A 23523-nucleotide genomic window follows, 5' to 3' on the forward strand; every position below is an offset into this window, starting at 1 on the left:
ACGTGCTCCCCTTGTCGTACGCGCAGCGGCGGATGTGGTTCATCAACCGCTTCGAAGGCCCCTCCGCCACCTACAACATCCCGCTGCTGCTGCGCTGTCGCGGCCCTCTCGACCTGGCCGCGCTGCGGGCGGCGTTCCACGACGTGATGGTCCGCCACGAGGTCCTGCGGACGGTCTTCGGCGAGACCGACGGCCAGCCCTACCAGCGGGTCCTCGACCCGGCCGGGATCCAACTGCCCTGGAAGGACTGGGGCCGGGTCGCCGCCGACCGGGTGCCCGGCGTGATCGCGTCGGTGACCGGCAGCTGGTTCGACCTGTCGACGGACGTGCCGCTGCGCGGCTGCGTCCTGCAGACCGGCGACGAGGAGCACCTCGTCGTCCTGGTGATCCACCACATCGCCGGCGACGGCGGCTCGCTGGACCCGCTGGCCCGCGACGTCTCGACGGCGTACCGGGCCCGGGTCACCGGCACCGCGCCGGACTGGGCCGAACTGCCCGTGCAGTACTCCGACTACGCGCTGTGGCAGCAGGAGATGCTCGGCGACGAGACGGACCCGGACAGCGTCGTGTCGGTGCAGAGCGCCTACTGGCACGCGGAGTTGGAGGGCGTCGCCAAGCCCCTCCCGCTGCCGCTGGACCGGCCCCGCCCCGCGGTGGCGAGCTTCCGCGGCGGATCCGTCCCGGTCGGCCTGCCCGCCGAGCTGCGCGCCCGGGTGGAGGGCCTGACGCACACCACCGGCGCCACCACCGCGATGGTGCTGCAGGCCGCCCTGGTGGTGCTGCTGCACCGGCTGAGCGGCGCCGAGGACGTGACGGTCGGCTCGCCGATCGCCGGCCGCACCGAGGAGGCCCTCGGCGACCTGGTCGGGTTCTTCGTCAACACCTGGACGCTGCGGGTCGGCCTGACCCCCGACCGGTCCTTCGACTGGGTGCTGGAGCAGGTCCGGAAGAAGGCGCTCGCCGCCTACGACCACCAGGACGTGCCGTTCGAGCGGCTGGTGGAGCTGCTGCGGCCGGAGCGCTCGACCGCGCACCACCCGCTGTTCCAGACCGTGCTGGCCTGGCAGAACAACACCCCGCCGCGGCTGGACCTGCCGGGTCTCACCGTGACGATGGAGCCGCTACCCACGAACAGCGCCAAGTTCGACCTGTTCTTCAACCTGGCGCCGGACGACGCCGCCGGCACGGTCGTCGGCGAGATCGAGTACGCCACCGACCTGTTCGACCGCGCCACGGTGGAGGACATCGCGGCCCGCTTCGCGGCCGTCGTCGAGGAGGTCGTCACCGACCCGACGACCACCGTCGGCGGTGCGGACGAGGCCGCGTCCGGCACCGTCATGGACGCCGCCGAGCGCCGCCGGATCCTGGTCGAGTGGAACGACACCGCCCGCCGGGTCGACTGCCCCGGCCCGGTCCACCTGCTGTTCGAGCGGCAGGCCGCGCTGCGCCCCGGGGCCACGGCGCTGCGCTGGGCCGGCGGCACCATGAGCTACGGCGAGCTGAACCGGTGGGCGAACCGCATCGCCTGGGACCTGAAGGACCGCGGCGTCGGCCCGGAGACCGTGGTGGGCGTCGGCGTCCCGCGCGGCCCGGTCATGGTCGCCGCCGTCCTGGGCGTGCTCAAGGCGGGCGGCGCCTACCTGCCGCTGGAACTCGCGCTGCCCGCCGACCGGGTGGCCGGCATGCTCGCCGACGCCGGCTGCTCGCTGGTGGTGACCGTCCCCGACACCGAGCGCTGGACGCTGCCGGACGGCGTCGCCCTGGTCGAACTCCCCGACGCCTCCGCGCCCGGCCCCGACCACGACCCGGAACCGGTGGCCGGCCCCGACAGCACGGCGTACGTCATCTTCACCTCCGGCAGCACCGGGAAGCCCAAGGGCGTCGCCGTCACCCACCGGCCGGTGCACAACCTGCTCGACTGGTGCTACCGGACCTTCGCGTTCGGCCCCGACGACGTCGTGCTGTGCGTCACCTCGCTCGGCTTCGACCTGTCCGTCTTCGACATCTTCGGGCTGCTCGGCTGCGGCGGCGGCGTGTACGTCGCCGACGCCGTCCAGCAGCGCGACCCGCAGCTGCTGCTGGACCTGCTGCTCACCGAGCCGATCACCTACTGGGACTCGGTGCCGACCACCCTCAACCAGGTCGCCTCGCTGCTCGGCGAGGACCGCGAATTCCCGGGCGCCGACCGGCTGCGGCTGGTGTTCCTGTCCGGCGACTACACGCCGCTGTCGCTGCCGGACGAGGTCCGCCGGGTGTTCACCGGCGCGGAGGTCGTCAGCCTGGGCGGCGCCACCGAGGCCACGGTGTGGTCCAACTACTACCGGGTCCGGGACATCGACCCGGCGTGGCGCAGCATCCCGTACGGCAAGCCCATCGACAACGCCCGCTACTACGTCCTCGACGAGGACATGGAGCCGTGCCCGGTGGGGGTGGAGGGCGACCTGTACATCGGCGGCGACTGCCTGTGCGTCGGCTACGTCAACCGGCCCGAGCTGAACGCCGAGCGCTTCGTCCGCGACCCGTTCGGCACCCGGGACGGCGACCGGCTGTACCGCACCGGCGACCGCGCCACGTACTTCCCCGACGGCAACCTGTGCTTCCTCGGCCGCGCCGACAACCAGGTCAAGCTGCGCGGCTTCCGGGTCGAGCCCGGCGAGATCGAGCACACCCTGGTCCAGCACGCGGCCGTCCGGCAGGCCATCGTCACCGCCCGCGAGGACCGCCCCGGCGACCTGCGGCTGGTCGCCTACGTCGTCCCCGACACCGCCGTCCTGCAGCCCGCCGACACCACCGCCGACACCGACACCGACACCGCCGCCGTCGACGCCGCCTCGGCCGAGCAGGTCGGCGAGTGGCAGGAGGTCTACGACCAGGCGTACACGCAGGACGGCGGGCACGGCTTCGGCGAGGACTTCACCGGCTGGAACAGCTCCTACACCGGCGAGCCGATCCCGCTCGACGAGATGCGGGCCTGGCGCGACGCCGCCGTGGAGCGCGTCCTGTGCTGGTCGCCCGAGCGCGTCCTCGAACTCGGCGTCGGCACCGGCCTGCTGCTCGCGCACCTGGCCGGCCGGGTGCGCGAGTACTGGGCCACCGACTTCTCCCGGGCCGTGATCGACCGGCTCGGCGAGCAGGTCGCCGGGGCCGGCCTGGCCGACCGGGTCCGGCTGCGCCGGCAGCCCGCCGACGACCTCACCGGGCTGCCCGGCGGCTTCGACACCGTGCTGCTCAACTCCGTCGCCCAGTACTTCCCGGACGCCGACTACCTCGCCCGGGTGCTCGACGGCGCCTGGTCGCTGCTCGCGCCGGGCGGCCGGATCGTCCTCGGCGACATCCGGCGGCTGTCCTCGCTGCGCACCCTGCAGACCGGCGTGCGACGGGCCCGGCACCCCGACGCGGCGCCGGCCGTGCTGCGCACCACGGTCGACCAGGCCGTGCTGCTGGAGAAGGAGCTGGTGCTCGACCCCGAGTGGTTCCTGCGCTGGGCGGAGCGGGCCGGGGCGGCCGGCGTGGACGTCCGCGTCAAGGACGGCTCCCCGCACAACGAGCTGACCCGGCACCGCTACGAGGTGGTGCTGCACAAGCCGGGCGGCGCGGCCCCGCTGCCGCTCGGCGGCGTCCCGGCCCTGGCCTGGGAGGGCGGCCTCGACCGGCTGGCCGAGCGGATCCGCGCGCACGGTGCCGCGGCCGTGCGGGTCACCGGCGTCCCGAACGCCCGCCTCACCGAGGAGGCCGCCGCGGCCCGCGCCCTGGGCCTGGAGGACTCCCCCGCCCCCGAGCTGCCGCCGCTCGACCCCGCCGGGCTGCGCACCTGGGCGGCCGGCCACGGCTGGGACGCGGTGCCGACCTGGTCGGCCGACGCCGTCGACCTGCTCGACGTGCTCGTGCTGTGCGACGGCCCGGCGGCCGGCACCGCCCTCACCGGCGGCTACCTGCCCGCCACCGACGGACGCGCCACCGCGAACGCCCCGGCCCTGGCCGCCGCCGTCACGGCGCTGCTGCCGGAGCTGCGCGCCCACCTGCGGGAGGCGCTGCCCGAGTACATGGTCCCGTCCGCGATCGTGCCGATCGCCGCCGTGCCGCTGACCGACAACGGCAAGCCCGACCGGCGCGCCCTGCCGGTGCCGGACTACACCTCCGGCGGCGGCCGGGCCCCCGGCACGCCGGAGGAGGAGTCGCTGTGCGCGCTGTTCGCGGCGGTCCTCGGACTCGACCGGGTCGGCGTGGACGACAACTTCTTCACCGTCGGCGGCCACTCGCTGCTCGCCACCCGCCTGGTCAGCCGGATCCGCGCCGAGCACGGCGTGGAGATCCCGATCCGGGTGGTCTTCCAGTCGCCGACCGTCGCCGAACTGGCCGCCCACCTGACCGCCCTGAACCTGGTCCGCCCGCCGCTGCGCCCGCAGGAGCGGCCCGAACGGCTGCCGCTGTCCTACGCCCAGCAGCGCCTGTGGTTCATCGACCGCTTCGAGGGCCCGTCCGCGACCTACAACGTGGCGCTGGCGCTGCGGATGCGCGGCGAGCTCGACCCGGCCGCGCTGCGCCGCGCCGTCCACGACGTCGTGGTCCGGCACGAGTCGCTGCGCACCGTGTTCGGCGAGGCCGGCGGGCAGCCCTACCAGCGGGTCCTGGAACCGGCCGTGGTCGAGGTGCCGTGGGAGGAACTCCAGGTCACCGAGGCCGAGTTGCCCGAGGTGCTGCGCGAGGCCGCCTGCCGGCCGTTCCGGCTGGACGCGGAGATCCCGTTCCGCTCCTGGCTGCTGCGCACCGGCGAGCGGGAGGCGGTGTTCCTGATCGGCGCGCACCACATCGCCGCCGACGGCTGGTCCGCCCTGCCGCTCGCCCAGGACCTCACGGCCGCCTACCGGGCCCGCCGCGAGGGCCGGGCACCCGATTGGGAGCCGCTGCCGGTGCAGTACGCCGACTACACGCTCTGGCAGCGGGAGCTGCTGGGCGACAGCGACGCGCCGGGCAGCCTGTACCGGCGGCAGTTGGACTACTGGACGACCGAGCTGGCCGACCTGCCGGAGACCGTCTCCCCGCCCGCCGACCGGCCGAGGCCCGCCGTGGCCTCGTACGCCGGCGACACGGTGCCGCTCGCGTTCGACGCCGAACTGACCGAGGGCGTGCGCCGGTTGGCGCGGGAGACCGGCAGCACGGTGTCGATGGTGCTGCAGGCGGCGCTGGCCGCGCTGCTCACCCGGCTCGGCGCGGGCACGGACGTGCCGATCGGTTCGCCCATCGCCGGGCGCACCGACGAGGCGCTGGGTCAGCTGGTCGGTTTCTTCGTCAACACCTGGGTGCTGCGCGCGGACACCTCCGGCGACCCGTCGTTCGCGGAGCTGCTCGGCCGGGTCAGGGAGAGCAGCCTGGCCGCCTACGACCACCAGGACATTCCGTTCGAGCACCTGGTGGAGGTGCTGAACCCGGTCCGCTCGCCCGCCCACCACCCGCTGTTCCAGGTGTGCCTGGCGCTGCAGAACAACACCCGGCCGGAGTTCCGGCTGGCCGGCCTGACCGTCACCGAGGAGCCGTTCGCGCTGGGCACCGCCCGGTTCGACCTGTTCATCAGCGTCACCGAGCACGACGGGCAGGACGCGCCGGCCCGCATCGACGGCTTCGCCGAGTACGCCACCGAGCTCTTCGACGAGGGCACGGTGCGGACGCTGCTCGACCGCTGGCTGCACGTCCTGCGCCAGGTGGTCGCCGCGCCCGAGCTGCCCGTCGGGTCGGTCGCGGTGCTGGCCGAGGACGAGCGGGCGGCGCTGCACGGCTGGGGCGGCGCGGGCCGGGGCGGGGACTTCGCGGCCGGCACCCTGCCCGAGCGGTTCGCCGCCGCGGTCGCCGCCGCCCCGGACGCCGTCGCGCTGCTCTCCGCGGACGGCACGCGGAGCTGGACGTACGCGGAGCTGGACCGCTGGTCCAACCGCCTGGCGCACCACTTCGCCGCCCTCGGCGCCGGGCCGGACGGCCGGGTCGCGCTGGTCCTGGAGCGTTCGCCGCTGCTGGTCGCCGCCGTCCTCGGCGTCCTCAAGGCGGGCGCCGCCTACGTGCCGGTCGATCCGACCCACCCGGCCGAACGGATCGAGTTCCAGCTGGCGGACCTCGCCCCGGCGGTCGTCGCCGACGAGGGCCTCGCCGGGCTGGACCTGGACGCGCTGCCCGACACACCGCCCGGGCCCACCGGCGTCGGTGAGCACTCCGTCGCCTACGTGATGTACACCTCCGGTTCCACCGGCCGTCCCAAGGGCGTGGAGGCGACCCACCGCAACGTCGTCGACCTCGCGCTGGACGGCTGCTTCGCCACCGGGGCGCACCGCCGGGTCCTGCTGCACTCGCCGCACACCTTCGACGCGTCGACGTACGAGATGTGGGTGCCGCTGCTCGGCGGCGGCACGGTCGTGGTGGCCCGGGCCGGCCGGCCGGACACCGCGGGGCTCGCCCAGGTGATCGCCGAGCGGGAGGTGACGGCGCTGTGGCTGACCGCCGGACTGTTCGCGGTGATGGCCGAGCAGCACGCCGACTGCTTCCGGTCCGTGCGGGAGGTCTGGGCCGGCGGTGACGTGCTGTCACCGGCCGCCGTGCGGGCCGTCCTCGACGCCTGCCCGGGGGTGGGCGTGGTCAACGGCTACGGCCCGACCGAGACCACCACCTTCGCCACCCGCCACCGGGTGGACTCCGCCGCCGGGTGCACCGACCCGCTGCCGATCGGCTCCCCGATGGACGGCAGCCGCCTGCTCGTCCTGGACGAGCGGCTGCGGCCGGTGCCGCCCGGCGTGGTCGGCGAGCTGTACGTGGCCGGCGACGGCGTGGCGCGCGGGTACGCCGGCCGTCCGGGCCTGACCGCCGCCCGCTTCGTCCCCGACCCGTCCGGTGTGCCCGGCGCGCGCGCCTACCGCACCGGCGACCTGGTCCGCTGGGACGCCGCCGGCCGGCTGCAGTACGTCAGCCGCAGCGACGACCAGGTCAAGCTGCGCGGCTTCCGGGTGGAACCGGGCGAGCTGGAGGCGGTGCTGCGCGAGCAGGACGGCGTGGCGAACGCCGTGGTCGCCGTCCGGGAGGACCGGCTCGGCGACCGCCGGCTGGTCGCCTACGTGGTGCCCGACGGCGCGACCGACGGCGGCCACGACGCCGCCGAGCAGGTCGGCGAGTGGCGGGAGATCTACGACACCATGTACGGCGGGACGGAGGTCGCCACCGACGCGGTCGGCGAGGACTTCACCGGCTGGAACAGCTCCTACACCGGCCAGCCGATCCCGCTGGAGGAGATGCGCTCCTGGCGCGAGGCCGTGCTGCAGCGGGTGCGGTCGCTGCGGCCGCGCCGGGTGCTGGAGATCGGCGTCGGCTCCGGCCTGCTGCTCGGCCCGCTCGCCCCGGACGCCGAGGAGTACTGGGGCACCGACTTCTCGGCGCCCGTCATCGAGCGCCTGCGGGCGCAGGTCGCCGCCGACCCGCGGCTGTCGGCCGCGTCGGTGACGCTGCGCTGCCAGGGCGCCGACGACGCCGAGGGCCTGCCCGCCGGGCACTTCGACACGGTGGTCGTCAACTCGGTCGTCCAGTACTTCCCGGACGCGGACTACCTCACCCGGGTCCTCGACCTGGCGATGGAGCGGCTGGCGCCCGGCGGGCGCGTCGTGCTCGGCGACGTCCGCAACCACCGCACGCTGCGGGCGTTCGCCGCCGAGGTGCACCGCTGCCGGCGGCCCGAGGACGGCCCGGCGGCCGTGCAGGCGGCCGTGGAGCGGGCGGTGCTCGGCGAGAAGGAACTCGTCGTCGACCCCGGCTTCTTCACCCGCTGGGCGGAGTCCCGTCCGGACGCGGTGGCCGTCGACATCCGCCTCAAGGAGGGGACGTTCCACAACGAGCTGACCCGCCACCGGTACGAGGTGGTGCTGCACCGGGCGCCGGCCGAACCGCTGCCGCTCGGCGACCTGCCGGAGGTGGTGTGGGGCGCGGAGGTCCGCGAACTCGCGGACCTGGAGGCCGCGTTGGCTCTGCACGGCGGCCGGCTGCGGCTGACCCGGGTCCCCAACGCGCGCCTCGCCGGCGCGGCCGCCGAGTGGGGCGCCCGGCCCGAGCTGGCCGGCACCCTCGACCCGGCCGTCCTGGAGGCCTGGGGCGCGGAGCGCGGGCTCGCCGTGTACTGCACCTGGTCGGCCCGGGCGGGCGACTGCTTCGAGGCGGCCGTCCTGCCGGACGTCGACGCGGTCTGCTGCGACGGCCTCTACCGTCCCGCGGGGGCGCCGTCGGCCCGGCTGGCGAACGTGCCGGCGGTGTCCCGCCGCGCGTCCCGGCTGCCGTCGGTGCTGCGCGAGCGCCTCGCCGGGCGGCTGCCGGAGTTCATGATGCCGGCGGACATCGTCGTCCTGGACCGGCTGCCGCTCACCGAGAACGGCAAGGTCGACCGGGTCGCGCTCCCCGACCCGAACCCGACCGGCGGCGAGCACCGCGCCCCGCGCACCCCGCGCGAGGAGGAACTCGCCGCGCTGTTCGCCGAGGTGCTCGGCCTGGACCGGGTCGGCATCGACGACGACTTCTTCGCCGTCGGCGGCCACTCGCTGCGGCTGACCCGCCTGGTGTGGCGGATCCACGAGAAGCTCGGCGTGGACGTGCCGATCCGCACCGTGTTCCAGTACCCGACGGTCGCCGAACTCGCCGAGCAGCTGTCCGCGGACACCGACTCCGCGTTCGAGGACCCGTTCGCCGTGCTGCTGCCGATCCGCCCCGAGGGCGACCGGCCGCCGCTGTGGTTCCTGCCGCCGGGCGGCGGACTGAGCTGGCCGTACCTCGGCTTCGCCCGCCACCTGGAGGCCGGCCGGCCGCTGTACGGCATCCAGGCCCGCGGCTTCGACGGGACCACCCCGCCGGCCGGCTCCATCGAGGAGATGATCGACGACTACCTCGGCCGGCTGCTGGAACTCCAGCCGACCGGGCCCTACCACCTGCTGGGCTGGTCCTTCGGCGGCACCCTGGCGCACGCCATGGCCGCCGAGCTCCAGCGGCGCGGGCACGAGGTGGCGCTGCTGGCGCTGCTGGACGCCGCGCCGTCCGGCCACTTCGCCGAACTGGAGGCCCTGGACGAGGCCGTGGTGCGCCGCTTCCTCGCCAACTACATGGGGCACCTGGCGGGCATGGAGGAGTACCCGGCGCTGGTCGCCACCGCCTCCTCGATCTTCGTGAAGCAGATGGACCAGATGCGCCGCTTCACCTCGCCGAGGTTCCGCGGCGACCTGGTGTTCTTCAACGCGCTCCTCGACCCGGAGACCCACGACAAGCGGGAACTCGAGGAGGAGTTGGACGTGCTGTGGCAGCCGCACGTCGACGGGCGGGTGCACCGCGTCGACATCGCCTGCGCGCACGACCAGATGTACTGGCCGCGCAACGCCGCCGAAATCAGCCGCACCGTCAACCGGATCCTGCGGGGCGGCTCCGTGACCCGACCGACCGAAGAGGACCAGGGAGGACGCAAGTGAGCACGAACCCGTTCGACGACGAGGACGGCCGTTTCCACGTGCTGGTCAACGACGAGGACCAGCACTCGCTGTGGCCGGAGTTCGCCGAGGTGCCCGCCGGCTGGCGCAGCGTCTTCGGCCCGGCCGGAAGGGCGGAGAGCCTCGACTACGTGGAGGCCCACTGGACCGACATGCGGCCGCGCAGCCTCCGCGAGGCGATGAACGGGTAGACCGCCCCGTGCCGCACCGCACCCGGGCGCCGTCCGACCGCGACGGCGCCCGGGGGCCGCGGGCCGTGGCCCGGAGACGCGACCGCCACGGCCCGTCCTGCGGCGCGGCCCTGCGCCCGCGCGCCCGACCCCAGGTGCCGCGGGCAGACGACGACAGCAATCATCCGCGTGTGTTCACGGGAAGGCGTGTCTGGTGGGGGGTCCGAGAAGTGATGTCATGTTCGTCCGCTGGCCGGCCCAGGCCGATCTGCGGAACCGATGTAGGAGCAACGGCGTACCGCGGCTGCTGGTGGTCGAGGCGGGAGCCCGTCCGCCGGTCTGCAACGACCCGTTCGAGGACTGGGTGCGCGCCCCGATCACCCGGGACGACCTCGACGCCCGGGTGCGAGCGCTGCAGAACCGGCTGCACAGCCGCCGGATACCGACCCTCGACTCCGCCGGGACGCTCAGCTTCGGCCCGCACTCGATCACCGTCTCGAGTGTCCAGTCCGAGCTGATGGAGGTGTTCATCGACCACTTCGGCGAGGTGGTGTACCGGCACGAACTCACCCAGCGGTTGGCGGACCACGTCCAGCGGCCGACCAGGAACTCGCTCGACCTGCACATCATGCGGCTCAGGCGCCGGCTGTCCACGACGGACCTGGTCATCCGCACGGCCTGGGGGCGCGGGTACGTGCTGGAGACCGACTGCCAGTAGGCGCGCCCGCCACCGGTCCGGTCCCGCCGGTCCGGCCCCGCCGTGCCGGCGGCGGGGCCGGGAGGCCGTGGCGCTACCCCCGTTCGCCGCCGCTGGTGCGGACGACCTCGGCGACCGTCAACTCGTAGCTGGAGTACCACTCCTCGCGGCCCCGCCGCTGCGCCACGCGGTGCTCGGGGTCGCTGCGCCAGCGCTCCAGCGTCTCGCCGTCCCGCCACATCAGGACGGTGAGGCGCTCGCCGTCGGCCGCGACGTACTCCTTGGCCTCCACCGGGTCGGACCCGGTGATCTCGCGGAGCCGCTCCCGCATCCGCTCCTCGGTGGCCCGGTACTCCTCGCCGGCCTGCTCGGACAGGCGCGACTTGAACAGGATCACGAACATTCGCCGTCCTCCAGGGGTGCGGTGTCGGGGGTGCGGGCGCGCAGCAGCCCGTCGGGTGCCGAGGCCAGGTCCTCGCCGTGCCGGGTCAGCATGGTCTCCACCAGCCGGTCCAGGCGGCGGTCGTCGCGCAGCACGGCGGCGTAGCCGTCCTCGGTGAAGGCGCAGCGCTCGTACAGCGGCACGAACCGGTCGGGGAACAGGGCCGTCAGCCGGGCCTTGAGGCGTTCCGCGGCGGTCTCCGCGCGCGGGGGTTCGGCCATCGTGAAGTAGTGCCGGTAGGAGAGCGTGGAGATGGCGTCGGCGTCCTCGGTCCGCGACTTCTCGTACGCGGCGAGGCCGGTCGTCCAGTCGCCGGCGGCGTCCAGGCACTCGGCCAGGACCCGGGCGTCCTCGAAGCCGCAGTTCATCCCCTGCCCCATGAACGGGGCCATCGCGTGGCAGGCGTCGCCGAGCAGCGCGAAGGTGCCCCGCCAGACCCACCGGTCGCAGTGGACGACGGTGAGGGTGGAGACGGTCTTGGCGGCGAGCTGCTCGGCGGCGTCGGGGACGAGGCCGGTCAGCTCGGGGAAGAGCTCGGCGAACACCGCGTACCGGTCCTCGCCCCCGCCGGCCGCGGCGTAGGACGGGGCGGGGCCGTCGAGCCGCATGAACAGCGAGCCGGAGAGCTTCCCGGAGGGCAGGGGGTGGGCGGCGAACATCGCCCCGCCGGTGGGCCAGAAGTGCGTGACGGTCGGGTCGAGCCGGCCGGCCGGCACCTCGATCTCCTGGTAGGCCAGGTCGAGCCGGCGCACCTCGCTGCGGGCGCCGCGGGCCTCCAGGGCGGCCCGGGCGGCGGAGTGCGCGCCGTCGCAGCCGAGGATCCGGCGGCACCGCAGCCGGTGCGTGCCGTCGGGGCCGTCCAGCAGCACCGCGGGTTCGTCCGGGTCGACGGACCGCACGCGCTGGCCGAAGCGGACCAGCACACCGGGGGTGGCCTCGGCGGCGTCGAGCAGGATCCGGTGCAGCGCCCGGCGCTCCACCGCCCAGATCGGCTGCCCGTCCCGGCCGTACGGGGTGGTGCGGGTGCGGCCGTCGGGCAGGTGGGCGCGGCGGCCGTGCAGGGGGACGCAGATCCGGCGGACGGCGTCCGCGACGCCCAGTTCGGTCAGCGCCCGCCAGCCGCGGTTCGACAGCATCACGACGAGCGACCGGCCGACGTGGCCGTCCTCGCGCCGGGGGTCGGCGCGCCGCTCCAGCAGGGTGACCGGTCCGTGGCGGCGGGCGAGGTAGAGCGCGGCGACCGTGCCGACCGGGCCGGCCCCCACGATGACGGTGCCCTCGGTGTCGTGCTCGTTCATGGCCTCCCCGCCCCGGGTCCGTCGTCCTGTCGTGTCCGCAGTTCGTCGAGCACCGCGGCGCCCACCTCTCGCGTGCCGAGCGTTCCGCCGAGGTCCGGGGTGACCCGGCCGTCGGCCACGGCGGCGGCGACCGCCGCGCGGACGGCGTCCGCCCGGGCGGGCCGGCCCAGGTGCTCGGCCAGCAGCGCCACCGAGAGGATCGCGCCGAGCGGGTTGGCGACGCCGGTGCCGGCGATGTCCGGAGCGCTGCCGTGCACCGGCTCGAACAGGCCGAACCCGGTGGCCGGGTTGAGGTTCCCGGACGCGGCCACGCCGAGGCCGCCGGCGAGCGCGGCCGTGAGGTCGCTGAGGATGTCGCCGTAGGAGTTGTTGGTGACGATCACGTCGAAGGCGGTCGGGTCGGTGGCCAGCCGCAGCGCGGCGGTGTCCACGTACAGGTGCGAGGTCTCCACCCCGGGGTGCCGGGCGACGGCCTCGCTCCAGCAGCGCTGCCACAGGCCGCCGCCGTTGCGGACGGCGTTGGCCTTGTCGACCAGGCACACCGACCGGCGGGCCGTCGAGAACGCGAACTCCAGCACCCGGGAGACGCCCTGACGGGTGCTCAGGTCCACGTCGAGGGCGATCTCGTGCGGGGTGCCGGCGCGGGCGCCGCCGCCGATGCCGCTGTACAGGCCCTCGGTGTTCTCCCGGACGATCACGCAGTCGATGGCCCGGCGGGCCGGGTCGCGGAGCGGGCTGAGCCGGTCGTGCAGCAGGGCGGCGGGCCGGTAGCTGACGTACAGGTCGAGTTCCAGGCGCAGCGTGGTCAGCACGCCGCGCACGTACCCGGTGTCGGCGAGCCGGGGGTCGCCGACGGCGCCGAGCAGCGCCGCCCCGCTGGAGCGGATCCGGTCCAGGTCGGCGGCGGTCAGGGCCGTTCCGGTGCGCAGGTACGTCTCGGCGTTGACGTGGTCCAGGACGTCGGTGCGGACGCCGAGGTCGAGGGCGTCGAGGACGTCCAGCGCCGGCCCGATCACCTCCGGGCCGATGCCGTCGCCGGGGATCACCGCGACGGTGGTCACGGCAGCCTCGCGTCCAGGCCCTGGCGCAGCACGTCCGCGACGAGTTCCTCGACGTCCGTCGCCAGGTGGAAGTGCCCGCCGGGCCGGTCCAGTCGGGAGAAGGCGCCGGTGGTGACGTTCGCCCACTCCGACAGCCGGGTCTCGTCGACCAGCGGGTCGCCCTCGCCGTGGTAGCAGCGCACCGGGCAGGACAGCGGGCGGACGTCCGGGCGGGGCCGGTAGGTGGCGTGGGCCCGCAGGTCGGAGCGGATGACGGGCAGCAGCAGGTCGCGCAGTTCGACGTTGGCGGTGATCGCGGGCTCGATGCCGCCGAGCGCGCACAGCACCGCCCAGAACTCGTCGTCGGGCGCCCGGTGGAGCTCGCCGTCGCGGATCAGTCCGGGCGGCAGGGCGGCGGACACGCACAGCGCCAGGGGCTGCTGGCCGGCGTCGCGCAGCAGCAGCGCCGTCTCGTAGGCGACCACCGCGCCCAGGCTGTGCCCGAACAGCACCCTGCGCTGCGGCGTCCCGCGCAGCAGTTCCGCCGCGACCCGGTCGGCCAGCTCGGCGACCCGGTCGACCGGCGGTTCCCGGAAGCGGTCTCCGCGGCCCGGGTACTGGACGCCGAGCAGCGACACGCCGGCGGGCAGCGCGGCGCCCCACCCGCCGAAGGAGATCGCCGAACCGCCCGAGTGCGGGAAGCACACCAGCCGAACGTCCGCGCCGTCACCGGCGGTCATCGACCGCACCCAGCCGCGTTCTGGTACCCGGCCCATCCTCTGCCCTTCCGGTCGGTGGTCGTTCCGTGCCTCCCCATGCTTTCGACTCCCCGGGAATTCGCGGGGCTGCCGACAGATGTCGGCAAGAGATCGGGGCGTGCCGGGCCGCGGAGCCGACGATTCCGACACGAGGGGACTCGACAGGCGGCCCGGGGCGGACCCCGGGCCCGGAAGGGAACGCGACCATGCTCGACGGCTCTGTGCCCTGGCCCGAACACATCGCGGCGGAGCTGCGCCGGACCGGAGTCTGGTCCGGGGTGTCCCTGGGCGACCTGCTGCACGAGTCCTGCGCGCGCAACGCCGACCGGGTGGCCGTGGTCTGCGGCGACCGGCGGATGACGTACGCGGAGCTCTCCCGGCGGGCGGACCGCCTGGCGCGCGGCCTGATCGGGCTGGGCGTCCGGCCGCTGGACCGGGTCGTGGTGCACCTGCCCAACGTCCCGGAGTTCGTCGTCACGTTCTTCGCCCTGCTGCGGGCCGGCGCCATCCCCGTGCTCGCCCTGCCCGGGCACCGCAGGGCCGAGATCGAGCACCTGTGCGCGCACTCCGGCGCGGTGGCCTACGTGGTGAAGGACGAGTTCGGCGGCTTCGACTACCGGACCATCGCCCGGGAGATCCCGCCCGGCCCGCGGGTGATCGTCACCGGCGACGCGCAGGAGTTCACCTCGCTGGAGTCGCTGGAGTCGCTGGAGTCGCCGGACGCCCCGGACGTCCCGCTGCCCGCGGTGGACCCCGCCGAGCCCGCGCTGTTCCTGCTCTCCGGCGGCACCACCGGGCTGCCGAAGCTGATCCCCCGCACCCACGACGACTACGCGTACGTCATGCGGGCCTGCGCCGAGGCCATGCGGGTCGGCCCCGAGGTGGTGTACCTGGCCGTCAACCCGGTCGCCCACCAGGCGGCGCTGGCCTGCCCGGGCGTCATCGGCAGCCTCCTGCTCGGGGGGAAGGCCGTGCTCACCTCCAGCGTGCGACCCGACGAGGTCTTCGAACTGATCCGCCGGGAGTCCGTCACCGTCACCACGGTCGTCCCCTCGGTGCTCCGCCTGTGGACCGACTCCCGGCACCCGCACGGCGACCTGTCCCGCCTGCTGATCCAGGTCGGCAGCGCCCCGCTCGACCCGGCCCTCGCCGCCCGCGTCCCCCGGGAGCTGGGCTGCCGGCTCCAACGCTGGTACGGCATCAGCGAGGGCCTGTGCACCCACACCCGGCTCGACGACCCCGAGGAGGCCGCCACCCACACGGACGGCCGCCCGATGTCGCCCGACGACGAAGTCCGCATCGTCGACGAGTCCGGCGAGCCCGTGCCCGACGGCGAGACCGGCGAGATGCAGGCCCGCGGCCCGTACACCATCCGCGGCTACTACCGGGCCCCCGAGGAGAACGCCCGCTCCTTCACCCCCGACGGCTTCTTCCGCACCGGCGACCTCGCCGTGCGCCGCCCCGACGGCAACATCATGATCGTCGGGAGGATCAAGGACGTCATCAACCGGGCCGGCGAGAAGGTCTCCGCGGAGGAGGTGGAACGGCACTTGCGCACCCACCCCGCCGTCGAGGACGCCGCCGTGATCGGCGTCGCCGACACCGTGCTCGGCGAGCGGACGTACGCCTTCGTCGTCCTCGACGAGACGGCCGCCCGCCCGTCCGCCGTCAAGGAGTTCCTGCGCGAGCGCGGCCTCGCCGCCTACAAGGTCCCCGACCGGCTCGTCCCGCTGCCGCAGCTCCCCCGCACCCCCATGGGCAAGGTCGACAAGAAGGCCCTGCGCGCGCGGGTGGCGCCCCGGTGACCTCCGGCGCGGCCGCCCTCGCTCGCAGGACGGCCGCTACGAGGCGACCGGTCCAGTCCGCTGGGCCGCGATCAGGTCGCGGTACCAGGCGAACGACGCCTTCGGGGTCCGCCGCTGCGTCTCGAAGTCGACGTGCACCAGGCCGAAGCGCTGGCTGTAGCCCTCTCCCCATTCGAAGTTGTCGAGCAGCGACCACGTGTAGTAGCCCCGGACGTCGACGCCGGCGGTGGTGGCGCGGGCGAGGGCGTCGAGATGGGTGGCGAGGTAGGTGATGCGGTCGGTGTCGTCGAGGGCGGCGTCGGTGGAGCAGCCGTTCTCGGTGATGGTGAGCGGGGGGAGGGCCGCGCCGTAGCGGTCGCGCAGGCCGAGGAGGAGTTCGGCCAGGCCCTCGGGGACGACGGGCCAGCCGAAGTGGGTGCGCGGGACGCCGTCGATGGGCGCTTCGGCGAAGGGCAGGCCCGGGTCGCGGGGGGCGGCGATCGAGGTCGGGTTGTAGTAGTTGACGCCCAGTCCGGTCAGGCCGGGGCCGGCGATCAGCGCGAGGTCACCGTCCCGTACGGCGCCGTGCAGGTCCGGTCCGACGCCGTACGCGGAGAGGTCGGGGTAGCGGCCCAGCAGCAGGGGGTCGGTGAACAGCCGGTTGTGCAGCGCGTCGTACGCCTCGGCGGCGGCCCGGTCCTCGGGGGCGTCGCTCGCGGGCCGCACGGGGGTGAGGTTGTTGGCGATCAGGACCCCGTGGCCGCGGGTGCGCAGTTCGGCGGCGGCCAGGCCGTGGGCGAGCAGCTGGTGGTGGGCGGCGGGGAGGGCGTCGAGCACCAGGGCCCGGCCCGGGGCGTGCACGCCGAGGGCGTAGCCGTACACCATGTGCACGAACGGCTCGTTGAGGGTGATCCAGGCGGGCACTCGATCACCCAGCCGGTCGGCCGTGACGCTCGCGTACTCGGCGAAGCGGTGGGCGGTGTCGCGGTTCAGCCAGCCGCCGGTGTCCTCCAGGGCCTGCGGGAGGTCCCAGTGGAAGAGGGTGGGCAGCGGGGTGATGCCGGCGTCGAGGAGGCCGTCGACCAGGCGGTCGTAGAAGTCCAGCCCGGCGGTGTTCACCGGCCCGCGCCCGGTCGGCTGGACGCGCGGCCAGGCGATCGAGAACCGGTACCCGTCCACGCCCAGGTCCCGCATCAACTCCACGTCCTGCGGCCACCGGTGGTAGTGGTCGCAGGCGGTGCGTCCGGTGTCGCCGTTCTTCACCGCGCCCGGGCGCTCGCAGAACACGTCCCAGACGGAGCGCCCCCGCCCGTCCTCGTCCACCGCCCCCTCGATCTGGTAGGCGGCGGTGGACACGCCCCAGCGGAAGCCGGGGGGCAGGTCGTGGCGGTCCGGCATGGCGGCCTCCTGGCGTGGACGGGCGAGCGGGCGAGCGGGCGAGCGGCGAGCGGCGAGCGGCGAGCGGCGAGCGGCGAGCGGACAGAAAACGCGAGAAGTGCTCATGTTAGGGAGTGGGCGGGAGGAGATCCAGAGCCCGGCGCCGGAAACCCGCCGCGACGGCGTCCGCGCAGGTCGAGGACCGAACGTCCCGCCCCGCCGCGCGACGGCGCGAGGAGGCCGCCGAACAGCCCGGGGAGCCGGGGCCGTTCGGCCCTTCCGGACGTCCGGGGCCGGTGGGGACAGTGACCCGGGTCAGCGATGTGTCCGGCTCCGACGGCGGGGCCGATCGGGTGGGCGCGGGCGCCCGGGGAGGGCCGCATGAGGGAATCCGTGGAATCCGACGAGGTCATGCTGACCATCCGGCTCACCACCGCGGAGCGGACGCTGCTGCGGCGGCTGGCGCACGGGCACCGGGGCGACGTCTCCGAGGTGGTCGCGGACGCCCTGCTGGACGTGCTGCCCACGCTGCTCGCCTCGCTCGCGCCGCCCCGCGAGGACGCGCGGGACGGGCACGGCGGGCACGACGGGCACGGACCCGTCCCGCTGCCGGGCCGGTTCGCCCCGTGCGCGGTGACGGTCTGGCTGCCGCCGGAGCTCGCCGAACTGCTGCCCGCCCTCGCCGCCCGCCTGGCCACCGCACCGCCCGCACCGTCCGCGCCGCCCACCCCGTCCGCCGCGCTGGGCACCGCGCTGCGGCTGTGGCTGCGGCAGGACCCGGCCCGCCTGGCCGCCGGCCTGCACGCGCTGCACTGCGGCGCCGCGCACGCGCACCCGGGCCCGCACGTCCACGGCATCGCCGCCTGATCCCGCCCGCCGACGCCCGCCGACATCCACCCGTCCACGTCCGTCGGCCCGTCAGACCTCGTCCGAGCAGGGCCGTTCGGCGCGGGGCGGTGGCGGGAGCGGGACCCTCGGGCCGTCGGCGGCGGGACCATCGGCCCTGGGACGACGGGCCGGCGGCGGACGACCATGGAGCGCCGCCGCTCGGCGTGGGTCGTACCGCTCCCCCCGGACGCCTCCCCCGTCGGGCGGCGCGTCGGCCCGGCCGGCTACCGCCCGGCCCGCACCCTCCCCGCCGCCCCTGAGGGAAAAACCCTGGTGAGCGCCCCCGACCGCCCCGCCAGAGTCCCGTGTCCGTGGAAGAACAGCCGATCACCGTGCACCGCGTCCGCTCCGGCGCGCGCGAGTACCGCGTCGTCCGGTCGGCCCCGGGCCCGGGGCGGCTCGCACTGCGGGACGAGCACCACTGGCTGACCCTGTACGCCGACCGTCCGGGCCTGGCCCGGCTGCTCGCGCTCTGGTCGCTGGCCGCCCGCTCCCCGCACACCCTGCTGCACCTGCCGCTGCGCGGCCGGCCGGTGCCCACCGGACCGTCCACCACCCCGATGCACGAGGGCTCGCACCCCGCGCTGGACCTCGTCCTCTCCCACCACTCCCTGGGCTTCCGCCCCAGCGCCTGGAAGGACGTCCGCGCCCGCCTCACCCCGGGCCTGCTGCACGTGCGGTACTGCCCGGAGTGGGCGTACTGACCGTTCGGCCCCGGGTCCGGGTCCGAACGGTGGCGGTCACAGCCAGTTGCGGCGCTTGAAGATCAGGTAGAGGCTGACGCAGACCACGCCCATCAGGCCGATCGCGAAGGGGTAGCCGAAGGCCCAGTGGAGTTCCGGCATCTCTTCGAAGTTCATGCCGTAGACGGTGCCGATGAGGGTGGGGGCGAAGAGGATGGCGGCCCAGGAGGAGATCTTCTTGATCTCGTCGTTCTGGGCGTGGCCGGCTTCGGCGAGTTGCTTCATCTCCTCGTTCTGGCGCTGGGAGACCAGGGTGGCGTTGACGGTGAGGATGTTCTGGAGCATCTGGCGGAAGCCGTCGACGCGTTCGGCGGCGTAGGTGGCGTGGTCGGCGACGTCGCGGAGGTAGCGCTGGAGCTCCTCGTCGGTGCCGTACTTCTGGAAGCCGCCTTCGAGGGCGCGGAGGATCTCCAGCAGGGGGCCGGTGGCGCGCTGGAACTCGATGACCTCGCGGGAGAGTTCGTAGATGCGCCGGGAGACCTGGGGGTCGCCGCCGAAGACCTCGGTCTCGATCTCGTCGATGTCGTGCTGGAGGCCGGCGATGACGGGGGCGTAGCCGTCGACGACGGCGTCGAGGACGGCGTAGAGGACGGCTTCGGGGCCGAGGGCGAGGAGTTCGGGGTCGGCTTCGAGGCGGCTGCGGACCATCGAGATGTCGGGCGACTGGGAGTGCCGGACGGTGAGGACGAAGTCGGGCCCGACGAAGAGGTGGATCTCGCCGAAGTCGACCTCCTCGACGTCGTCGAGGTAGCGGGCGGCGCGCAGCACGACGAAGAGGGTGTCGCCGTAGCGTTCGAGCTTGGGGCGCTGGTGGGCGACGATGGCGTCTTCGAGGGCGAGTTCGTGGAGGTCGAACTTCTCTGCGGCTTCGACGAGTTGGGCCTCGGCGGGGCGGTAGAGACCGATCCAGGCCATGGTGCCGGGCTTGCCGGGGAGGTCGCGGTAGATCTCGGCGAGGCTGGCGGGGGTCTCTATCCGGTGGCCGTCGTGGTAGACGGCGGCGTCGACGACGGAGCGTTCCAGCGAGACGGGTTCGTGGACGTCGACGTGCTGTTCGGAGCGCGGGTCCATGGAGTGCTCGGGGGCGGCGGTGCGGTCGGCGGGCCGCTGGGTGGTGCGGTTGAAGGGTCGCTTGCTCGCGCGCACGGCGCGCACACGCCAGTCGGACACGGCGGTACCTCCACGGGTCTGGTGCCGCGAGGCCCGGTCGGACGGGGCGGCGGGCCCCGGTGGACGCCGTGCGCGGGGCCGCGGTGCGGGCCGAACGCGGGGTTCAGCGGGCGGTGCGGTGCGGGCGCGGGTCGCGGGGGCCGGGAACGGGGGTGGACATCCCGGAGCGGGGCCGACTTCGGCCCGGACTACTGCACTCCACCGTTCTCACCTCCTGTACGTCCCGGGCGCCCGGGGGCCGCCCTGACCGCTGCCAGTCTAACGGTCCGCCCGGGGGCCCCCGGCCGGGCCACGGGGGACGGGGAGCAGCTGGAGGAACGGGGGACGGCCGGGGGTCCGGCTCGCGGGTACCGGTGACGTGGCCGGATGGTGAAGAAATGAATGGTGACGTGTTCTGTCACCTTTGGCGTCGATCCTTGAAGGCATGGAGAACACGAACGATGCCGGAACCCGTGACGACCGCCCCACCACCCTCCCGCTGGCGGGCCGGATCGCCCTGGTCGCGGGGGCGACCCGGGGCGCGGGCCGGGCGCTGGCGGTGGAGCTGGGCCGGGCGGGAGCGACGGTCTACGTGACCGGGCGGACCACCCGCGAGCGGGTGAGCGAGGTGGGCCGGGCGGGCGAGACGATCGAGGAGACCGGGGAGCTGGTGACGGCGGCCGGCGGGACGGGCGTCGCGGTGCCCACCGACCACCTGGACGAGGCGCAGGTGCGGGCCCTGTTCGGACGGATCGAGGAGGCGCACGGCCGGCTCGACGTCCTGGTCAACGACCTGTGGGGCGGGGAGCACCTGACCGCCGGGTCGATCTTCGGGAAGAAGAGCTGGGAGACGCCGCTCGCCGACGGGCTGCGGGTGCTGGAGCTGGGCGTCCGCTCGCACGTCGTCACGGCGGCGCTCGGACTGCCGCTGCTGGTGCGCTCGGACGCGCCGCTGCTGGTGGAGGTCACCGACGGCACGGCGGCGTACAACCGCCGCTACCGGGAGAACCTCTACTACGACCTGGCGAAGAACGCACCGATCCGGATGGCCTTCGGGCTGGGAACGGAGCTGGCCGAGTACGGCGGCGCGGCGGTGTGCGTGACGCCGGGGTTCCTGCGCTCCGAGCAGATGCTCACCCACTTCGGCGCGACCGAGGAGACCTGGCGGGACGTCATCGCCGTCGAGCCGGCCTTCGCGATCGCCGAGTCGCCGCGCTACCTGGCGCGCGGGGTCGCCGCGCTGGCCGCCGACCCGCGGCGGGCCGAGCGGTGGAACGGGAAGTCGACCTCCAGCGCCGAACTCGCCCGGGTCTACGGCGTCACGGACGCGGACGGCAGCCGGCCGGACGCGTGGGCGTACTTCGACGCACTGGAGCAGCGGGGCGGACAGGGGGGCGCCGAGGTCTCGGCGGCGGACTACCGCTGAACCCCGTCCGGGTCCTCGTCCGCGCCCCCACCCGGCTCCTCCGGGTAGAGCGCGGCGAGGTCCCGGGCGTGCCGGGCGAAGCGGGCGCGGAGCGCGGGCGGGGCCAGCACCTCGGCGTCGGCGCCGAGTCGGGCGATTTCGGCGAACGCGATCTCCTCGGTCTCCACGGCCAGTTCGAGGGTGACCCGGCCGTCGGGACCGGGGGGCGGGGCGGCGGCCAGCGCCGTCTCGGCGGCCGTCCGGTCGGTGACCTCCGGCAGGCGGCGCGCGCCCTCGGGGGTGAGCCGCACCGTGACGGCGGTGCGCAGCAGCGAGCGGGCGAACCGGGCGCTGTGCTCCTGCCAGTACGTCGCCAGTTCGAAGGCGGCGTCCCGGGTGAACGGCTCGCCCGGCGGGGTGCGCAGCACGGCGATCCGGTCGGCGCGGTAGGTGCGGAAGGCGGCGGCCCCGGTGGCGGCGGCGTCCGGGAGGCGGCCCACCAGGTACCAGACGCCCGCCTTCAGGACCAGCCCGTACGGTTCCACCCGCCGGACGGCACCGGGCTCGCGGCCGGGCCGGGCGTAGCCGAGTTCGACCGCCCGGTCCGCCCAGAGGGCGCGGGCCAGTTCGGGCAGCAGCTCGGGGGTGGACGGTTCGCGGAACCAGGCGGGGGCGTCCAGGTGGAAGCGCCGGGTCGAGGACTCGGCGGCGGCCCGCAGCGAGGGCAGCAGGGTGGCGGAGAGCTTCAGCCGGGCGGTGTCGGCGGCGTCGGAGAGTCCCAGGTCGCGCAGCGCGGTGGGCAGGCCGGAGAGGAAGAGGGTCTCGGCCTCGGTGGGGTGCAGCGTGGTGAGGCGGGTGCGGTGGCCGGGGGCGAGCCGGTAGCCGCCGGCCCGGCCGCGTTCCGACCGGACCGGGATCCCGGCCTCCTGCAGCGCCTGGACGTCGCGGATGACGGTCCGTTCGGAGACCTCCAGTTCCCGGGCCAGCTCGGTGGCGGTGAGGCCGGTGCCGGACTGGAGCAGCAGGGCCATGCGGATCAGACGGGCGGCGCGCATGCGCACCAGCATCGTCCATCCGCGCCCCGTCCGTCCGCCCACCCCGGCCGGCTACCCCGGCCGCCCCATCCGTTCCCCCCGACCGTCCGTCCCGGACAACCCGGTGGCCCGGGCCGCCCCCGGTCGGCCAGACTCGGCGCATGATCGACAGCGACGCGGGGACCGGCCGGGGCACGACGGACGAGTGGGACGTGGCGGCGGCCCGGACCGCCCCGGTCGACGACGCGCTGCGGGCCGCCGGGGCGCTGGCGGGCTCCGCCGATCCGGCCGAACGGGCGGCGGGCCACCTGCGGTTGGGGCGGCGCGCCCAGGTCGGCGTGGACGAGGTGCGGGAGTGGGTCGCGGACGCCGTGCTGGCCCTGGCGGCGGACGAACGGGACGCCTCGGTGCTGCCCGCGCTGGTGTGGGCGTTGGAGTCGACGCAGGACGGGCGGGCGCTGCCGGTGCTGCTGGAGCTGGCCGGGCACCCGGAGTGGGAGGTGCGGGAGGCGGTCGCCCGGGGGCTGCCGCTCCTGGGCGGGGAGGCGGCGGGCCCGCGGCGGGTGCGCGCCCTGCTGGCGCTGTCCCGGGACGAGGACCCGGACGTGCGCGACGCGGCGGTGTTCTCGCTCGGCACGCTGGAGGAGTCGCCCGACCCGGCGGTGCGGGACGCGCTGCGCGAGCGGCTGGACGACGAGGACCCGGACGTCGCGGCGGAGGCGGTCCGCGGCCTGGCCCGGCGCCGGGACGCCGCCGTGGCGCCCCGCCTGCTCGACCTGCTGCGGGCGGAGGCGGCGGAGGAGGACGGCCCGCACCCGCTGACGCTGTCCGCCGCCGCCGTCCTGGGCCGGCCCGAACTGCTGCCCGCGCTCGCCGGGTTGGCGGCGGCCGACCCCGGGGACGGGCGGGTCGCCGAGGCCCTGGCCGCCTGCGACCCGGAGCGGGCCGCGCGGCTCGACGCGCTGGCCTGGGCCCTGCTGGAGGCCGTGTCCGCCCGTCGACCGGACCTGGACGCCTCGCTCTCCCGGACGCGCTTCTCCACCGAACTCACCCTGGACGTCGGCCCCCGCCCCGGCCAGGACGGCGGCTACTTCGTCCGGGCCCTGCTCCACCGCGCGGGCGACGACCCGTCCGCCGCGGCCGCCCTGGTCGACGCCGACCACCCGCCCGCCGCCCGCCGCCCGCGCTGAAGCCGGTCGTGCCGAATCCGCCCGCGCTGAATCCGGCCGCGCCGGATCCGTCCGCAC

Annotated in this window: 15 protein-coding genes; 8 read left to right on the forward strand and 7 right to left on the reverse strand. The window is 75.2% G+C overall.

Features of this window, described 5'->3' with window-relative positions:
- Nucleotides 1-2 precede the first annotated feature (2 nt).
- The 3 genes from ACZ3J7_RS14310 to ACZ3J7_RS14320 all read left to right on the forward strand — a co-directional run bounded on the left by ACZ3J7_RS14310 (nt 3) and on the right by ACZ3J7_RS14320 (nt 10379).
- On the forward strand, nt 3-9473 hold the full coding sequence (locus ACZ3J7_RS14310) for an amino acid adenylation domain-containing protein (RefSeq protein WP_465620368.1): 9471 nt from the start codon (nt 3-5) through the stop codon (nt 9471-9473).
- The gene (locus ACZ3J7_RS14315) at nt 9470-9682 is read left to right on the forward strand and encodes an MbtH family protein (RefSeq protein WP_465620370.1); all 213 of its coding nucleotides are present in this window, start codon (nt 9470-9472) and stop codon (nt 9680-9682) included. Before ACZ3J7_RS14310 ends, ACZ3J7_RS14315 begins: the two co-directional genes overlap by 4 nt.
- Before the next feature lie 217 nt (nt 9683-9899).
- Nucleotides 9900-10379 (forward strand): helix-turn-helix domain-containing protein, encoded by a 480-nt coding sequence (locus tag ACZ3J7_RS14320; RefSeq protein ID WP_465620372.1) that lies wholly within the window; start codon nt 9900-9902, stop codon nt 10377-10379.
- Nucleotides 10380-10452: 73 nt separating this feature from the next.
- On the opposite strand, the gene ACZ3J7_RS14325 is transcribed toward ACZ3J7_RS14320, so the two are convergent.
- Genes ACZ3J7_RS14325 through ACZ3J7_RS14340 form a run of 4 tightly spaced genes read right to left on the reverse strand, consistent with a single transcriptional unit; the run spans nt 10453 to nt 13878 of the window.
- A complete protein-coding gene (locus tag ACZ3J7_RS14325; RefSeq protein ID WP_465620374.1) occupies nt 10453-10761 on the reverse strand; it encodes an antibiotic biosynthesis monooxygenase family protein in 309 nt (102 codons plus the stop codon).
- Nucleotides 10752-12098: an FAD-dependent oxidoreductase gene (locus ACZ3J7_RS14330; RefSeq protein ID WP_465620376.1), complete on the reverse strand. Its 1347-nt coding sequence runs from the start codon at nt 12096-12098 to the stop codon at nt 10752-10754. Before ACZ3J7_RS14330 ends, ACZ3J7_RS14325 begins: the two co-directional genes overlap by 10 nt.
- The gene (locus ACZ3J7_RS14335) at nt 12095-13159 is read right to left on the reverse strand and encodes an isocitrate/isopropylmalate dehydrogenase family protein (protein ID WP_465620378.1); all 1065 of its coding nucleotides are present in this window, start codon (nt 13157-13159) and stop codon (nt 12095-12097) included. The genes ACZ3J7_RS14330 and ACZ3J7_RS14335 overlap by 4 nt, the downstream gene beginning before the upstream one ends.
- Nucleotides 13156-13878 (reverse strand): thioesterase II family protein, encoded by a 723-nt coding sequence (locus tag ACZ3J7_RS14340; RefSeq protein ID WP_465620380.1) that lies wholly within the window; start codon nt 13876-13878, stop codon nt 13156-13158. The genes ACZ3J7_RS14335 and ACZ3J7_RS14340 overlap by 4 nt, the downstream gene beginning before the upstream one ends.
- A 224-nt stretch (nt 13879-14102) precedes the next feature.
- On the opposite strand from ACZ3J7_RS14340, the gene ACZ3J7_RS14345 reads away from it, so the two are divergent.
- Nucleotides 14103-15701, forward strand: coding sequence for a (2,3-dihydroxybenzoyl)adenylate synthase (locus tag ACZ3J7_RS14345; protein ID WP_465620382.1), 1599 nt, complete (start codon nt 14103-14105; stop codon nt 15699-15701).
- A 36-nt stretch (nt 15702-15737) separates the two neighbouring features.
- Here the strand turns inward: ACZ3J7_RS14345 and ACZ3J7_RS14350 are convergent, their stop codons facing one another.
- On the reverse strand, nt 15738-17078 hold the full coding sequence (locus ACZ3J7_RS14350) for a GH1 family beta-glucosidase (protein WP_465620384.1): 1341 nt from the start codon (nt 17076-17078) through the stop codon (nt 15738-15740).
- Nucleotides 17079-17438: 360 nt separating this feature from the next.
- On the opposite strand from ACZ3J7_RS14350, the gene ACZ3J7_RS14355 reads away from it, so the two are divergent.
- Together ACZ3J7_RS14355 and ACZ3J7_RS14360 are read left to right on the forward strand one after the other, a co-directional pair.
- Nucleotides 17439-17924, forward strand: coding sequence for a hypothetical protein (locus ACZ3J7_RS14355; protein ID WP_465620385.1), 486 nt, complete (start codon nt 17439-17441; stop codon nt 17922-17924).
- 332 nt (nt 17925-18256) lie between these two features.
- Nucleotides 18257-18649 carry a hypothetical protein gene (locus tag ACZ3J7_RS14360; protein WP_465620387.1) on the forward strand — a complete coding sequence of 131 codons (393 nt, stop codon included), beginning with the start codon at nt 18257-18259 and terminating at the stop codon, nt 18647-18649.
- Nucleotides 18650-18685: 36 nt separating this feature from the next.
- On the opposite strand, the gene ACZ3J7_RS14365 is transcribed toward ACZ3J7_RS14360, so the two are convergent.
- On the reverse strand, nt 18686-19858 hold the full coding sequence (locus ACZ3J7_RS14365; RefSeq protein WP_465620389.1) for a magnesium and cobalt transport protein CorA: 1173 nt from the start codon (nt 19856-19858) through the stop codon (nt 18686-18688).
- Between the two features lie 424 nt (nt 19859-20282).
- Between ACZ3J7_RS14365 and ACZ3J7_RS14370 the strand changes: the two genes are divergently transcribed.
- Nucleotides 20283-21263, forward strand: a complete 981-nt coding sequence (locus tag ACZ3J7_RS14370) for an SDR family oxidoreductase (protein WP_465620391.1) — start codon at nt 20283-20285, stop codon at nt 21261-21263.
- Here the strand turns inward: ACZ3J7_RS14370 and ACZ3J7_RS14375 are convergent.
- Nucleotides 21254-22297 carry a helix-turn-helix transcriptional regulator gene (locus ACZ3J7_RS14375; protein WP_465620393.1) on the reverse strand — a complete coding sequence of 348 codons (1044 nt, stop codon included), beginning with the start codon at nt 22295-22297 and terminating at the stop codon, nt 21254-21256. The two genes, ACZ3J7_RS14370 and ACZ3J7_RS14375, sit on opposite strands and share 10 nt — an antisense overlap.
- A 140-nt stretch (nt 22298-22437) precedes the next feature.
- Here ACZ3J7_RS14375 and ACZ3J7_RS14380 point away from each other — a divergent pair, with 140 nt between their 5' ends.
- Entirely contained in the window at nt 22438-23466 is a 1029-nt protein-coding gene (locus tag ACZ3J7_RS14380; RefSeq protein WP_465620395.1) for a HEAT repeat domain-containing protein, read from the forward strand.
- Nucleotides 23467-23523 lie beyond the last annotated feature (57 nt).

This window comes from Kitasatospora sp. NPDC015121, from assembly GCF_055562955.1.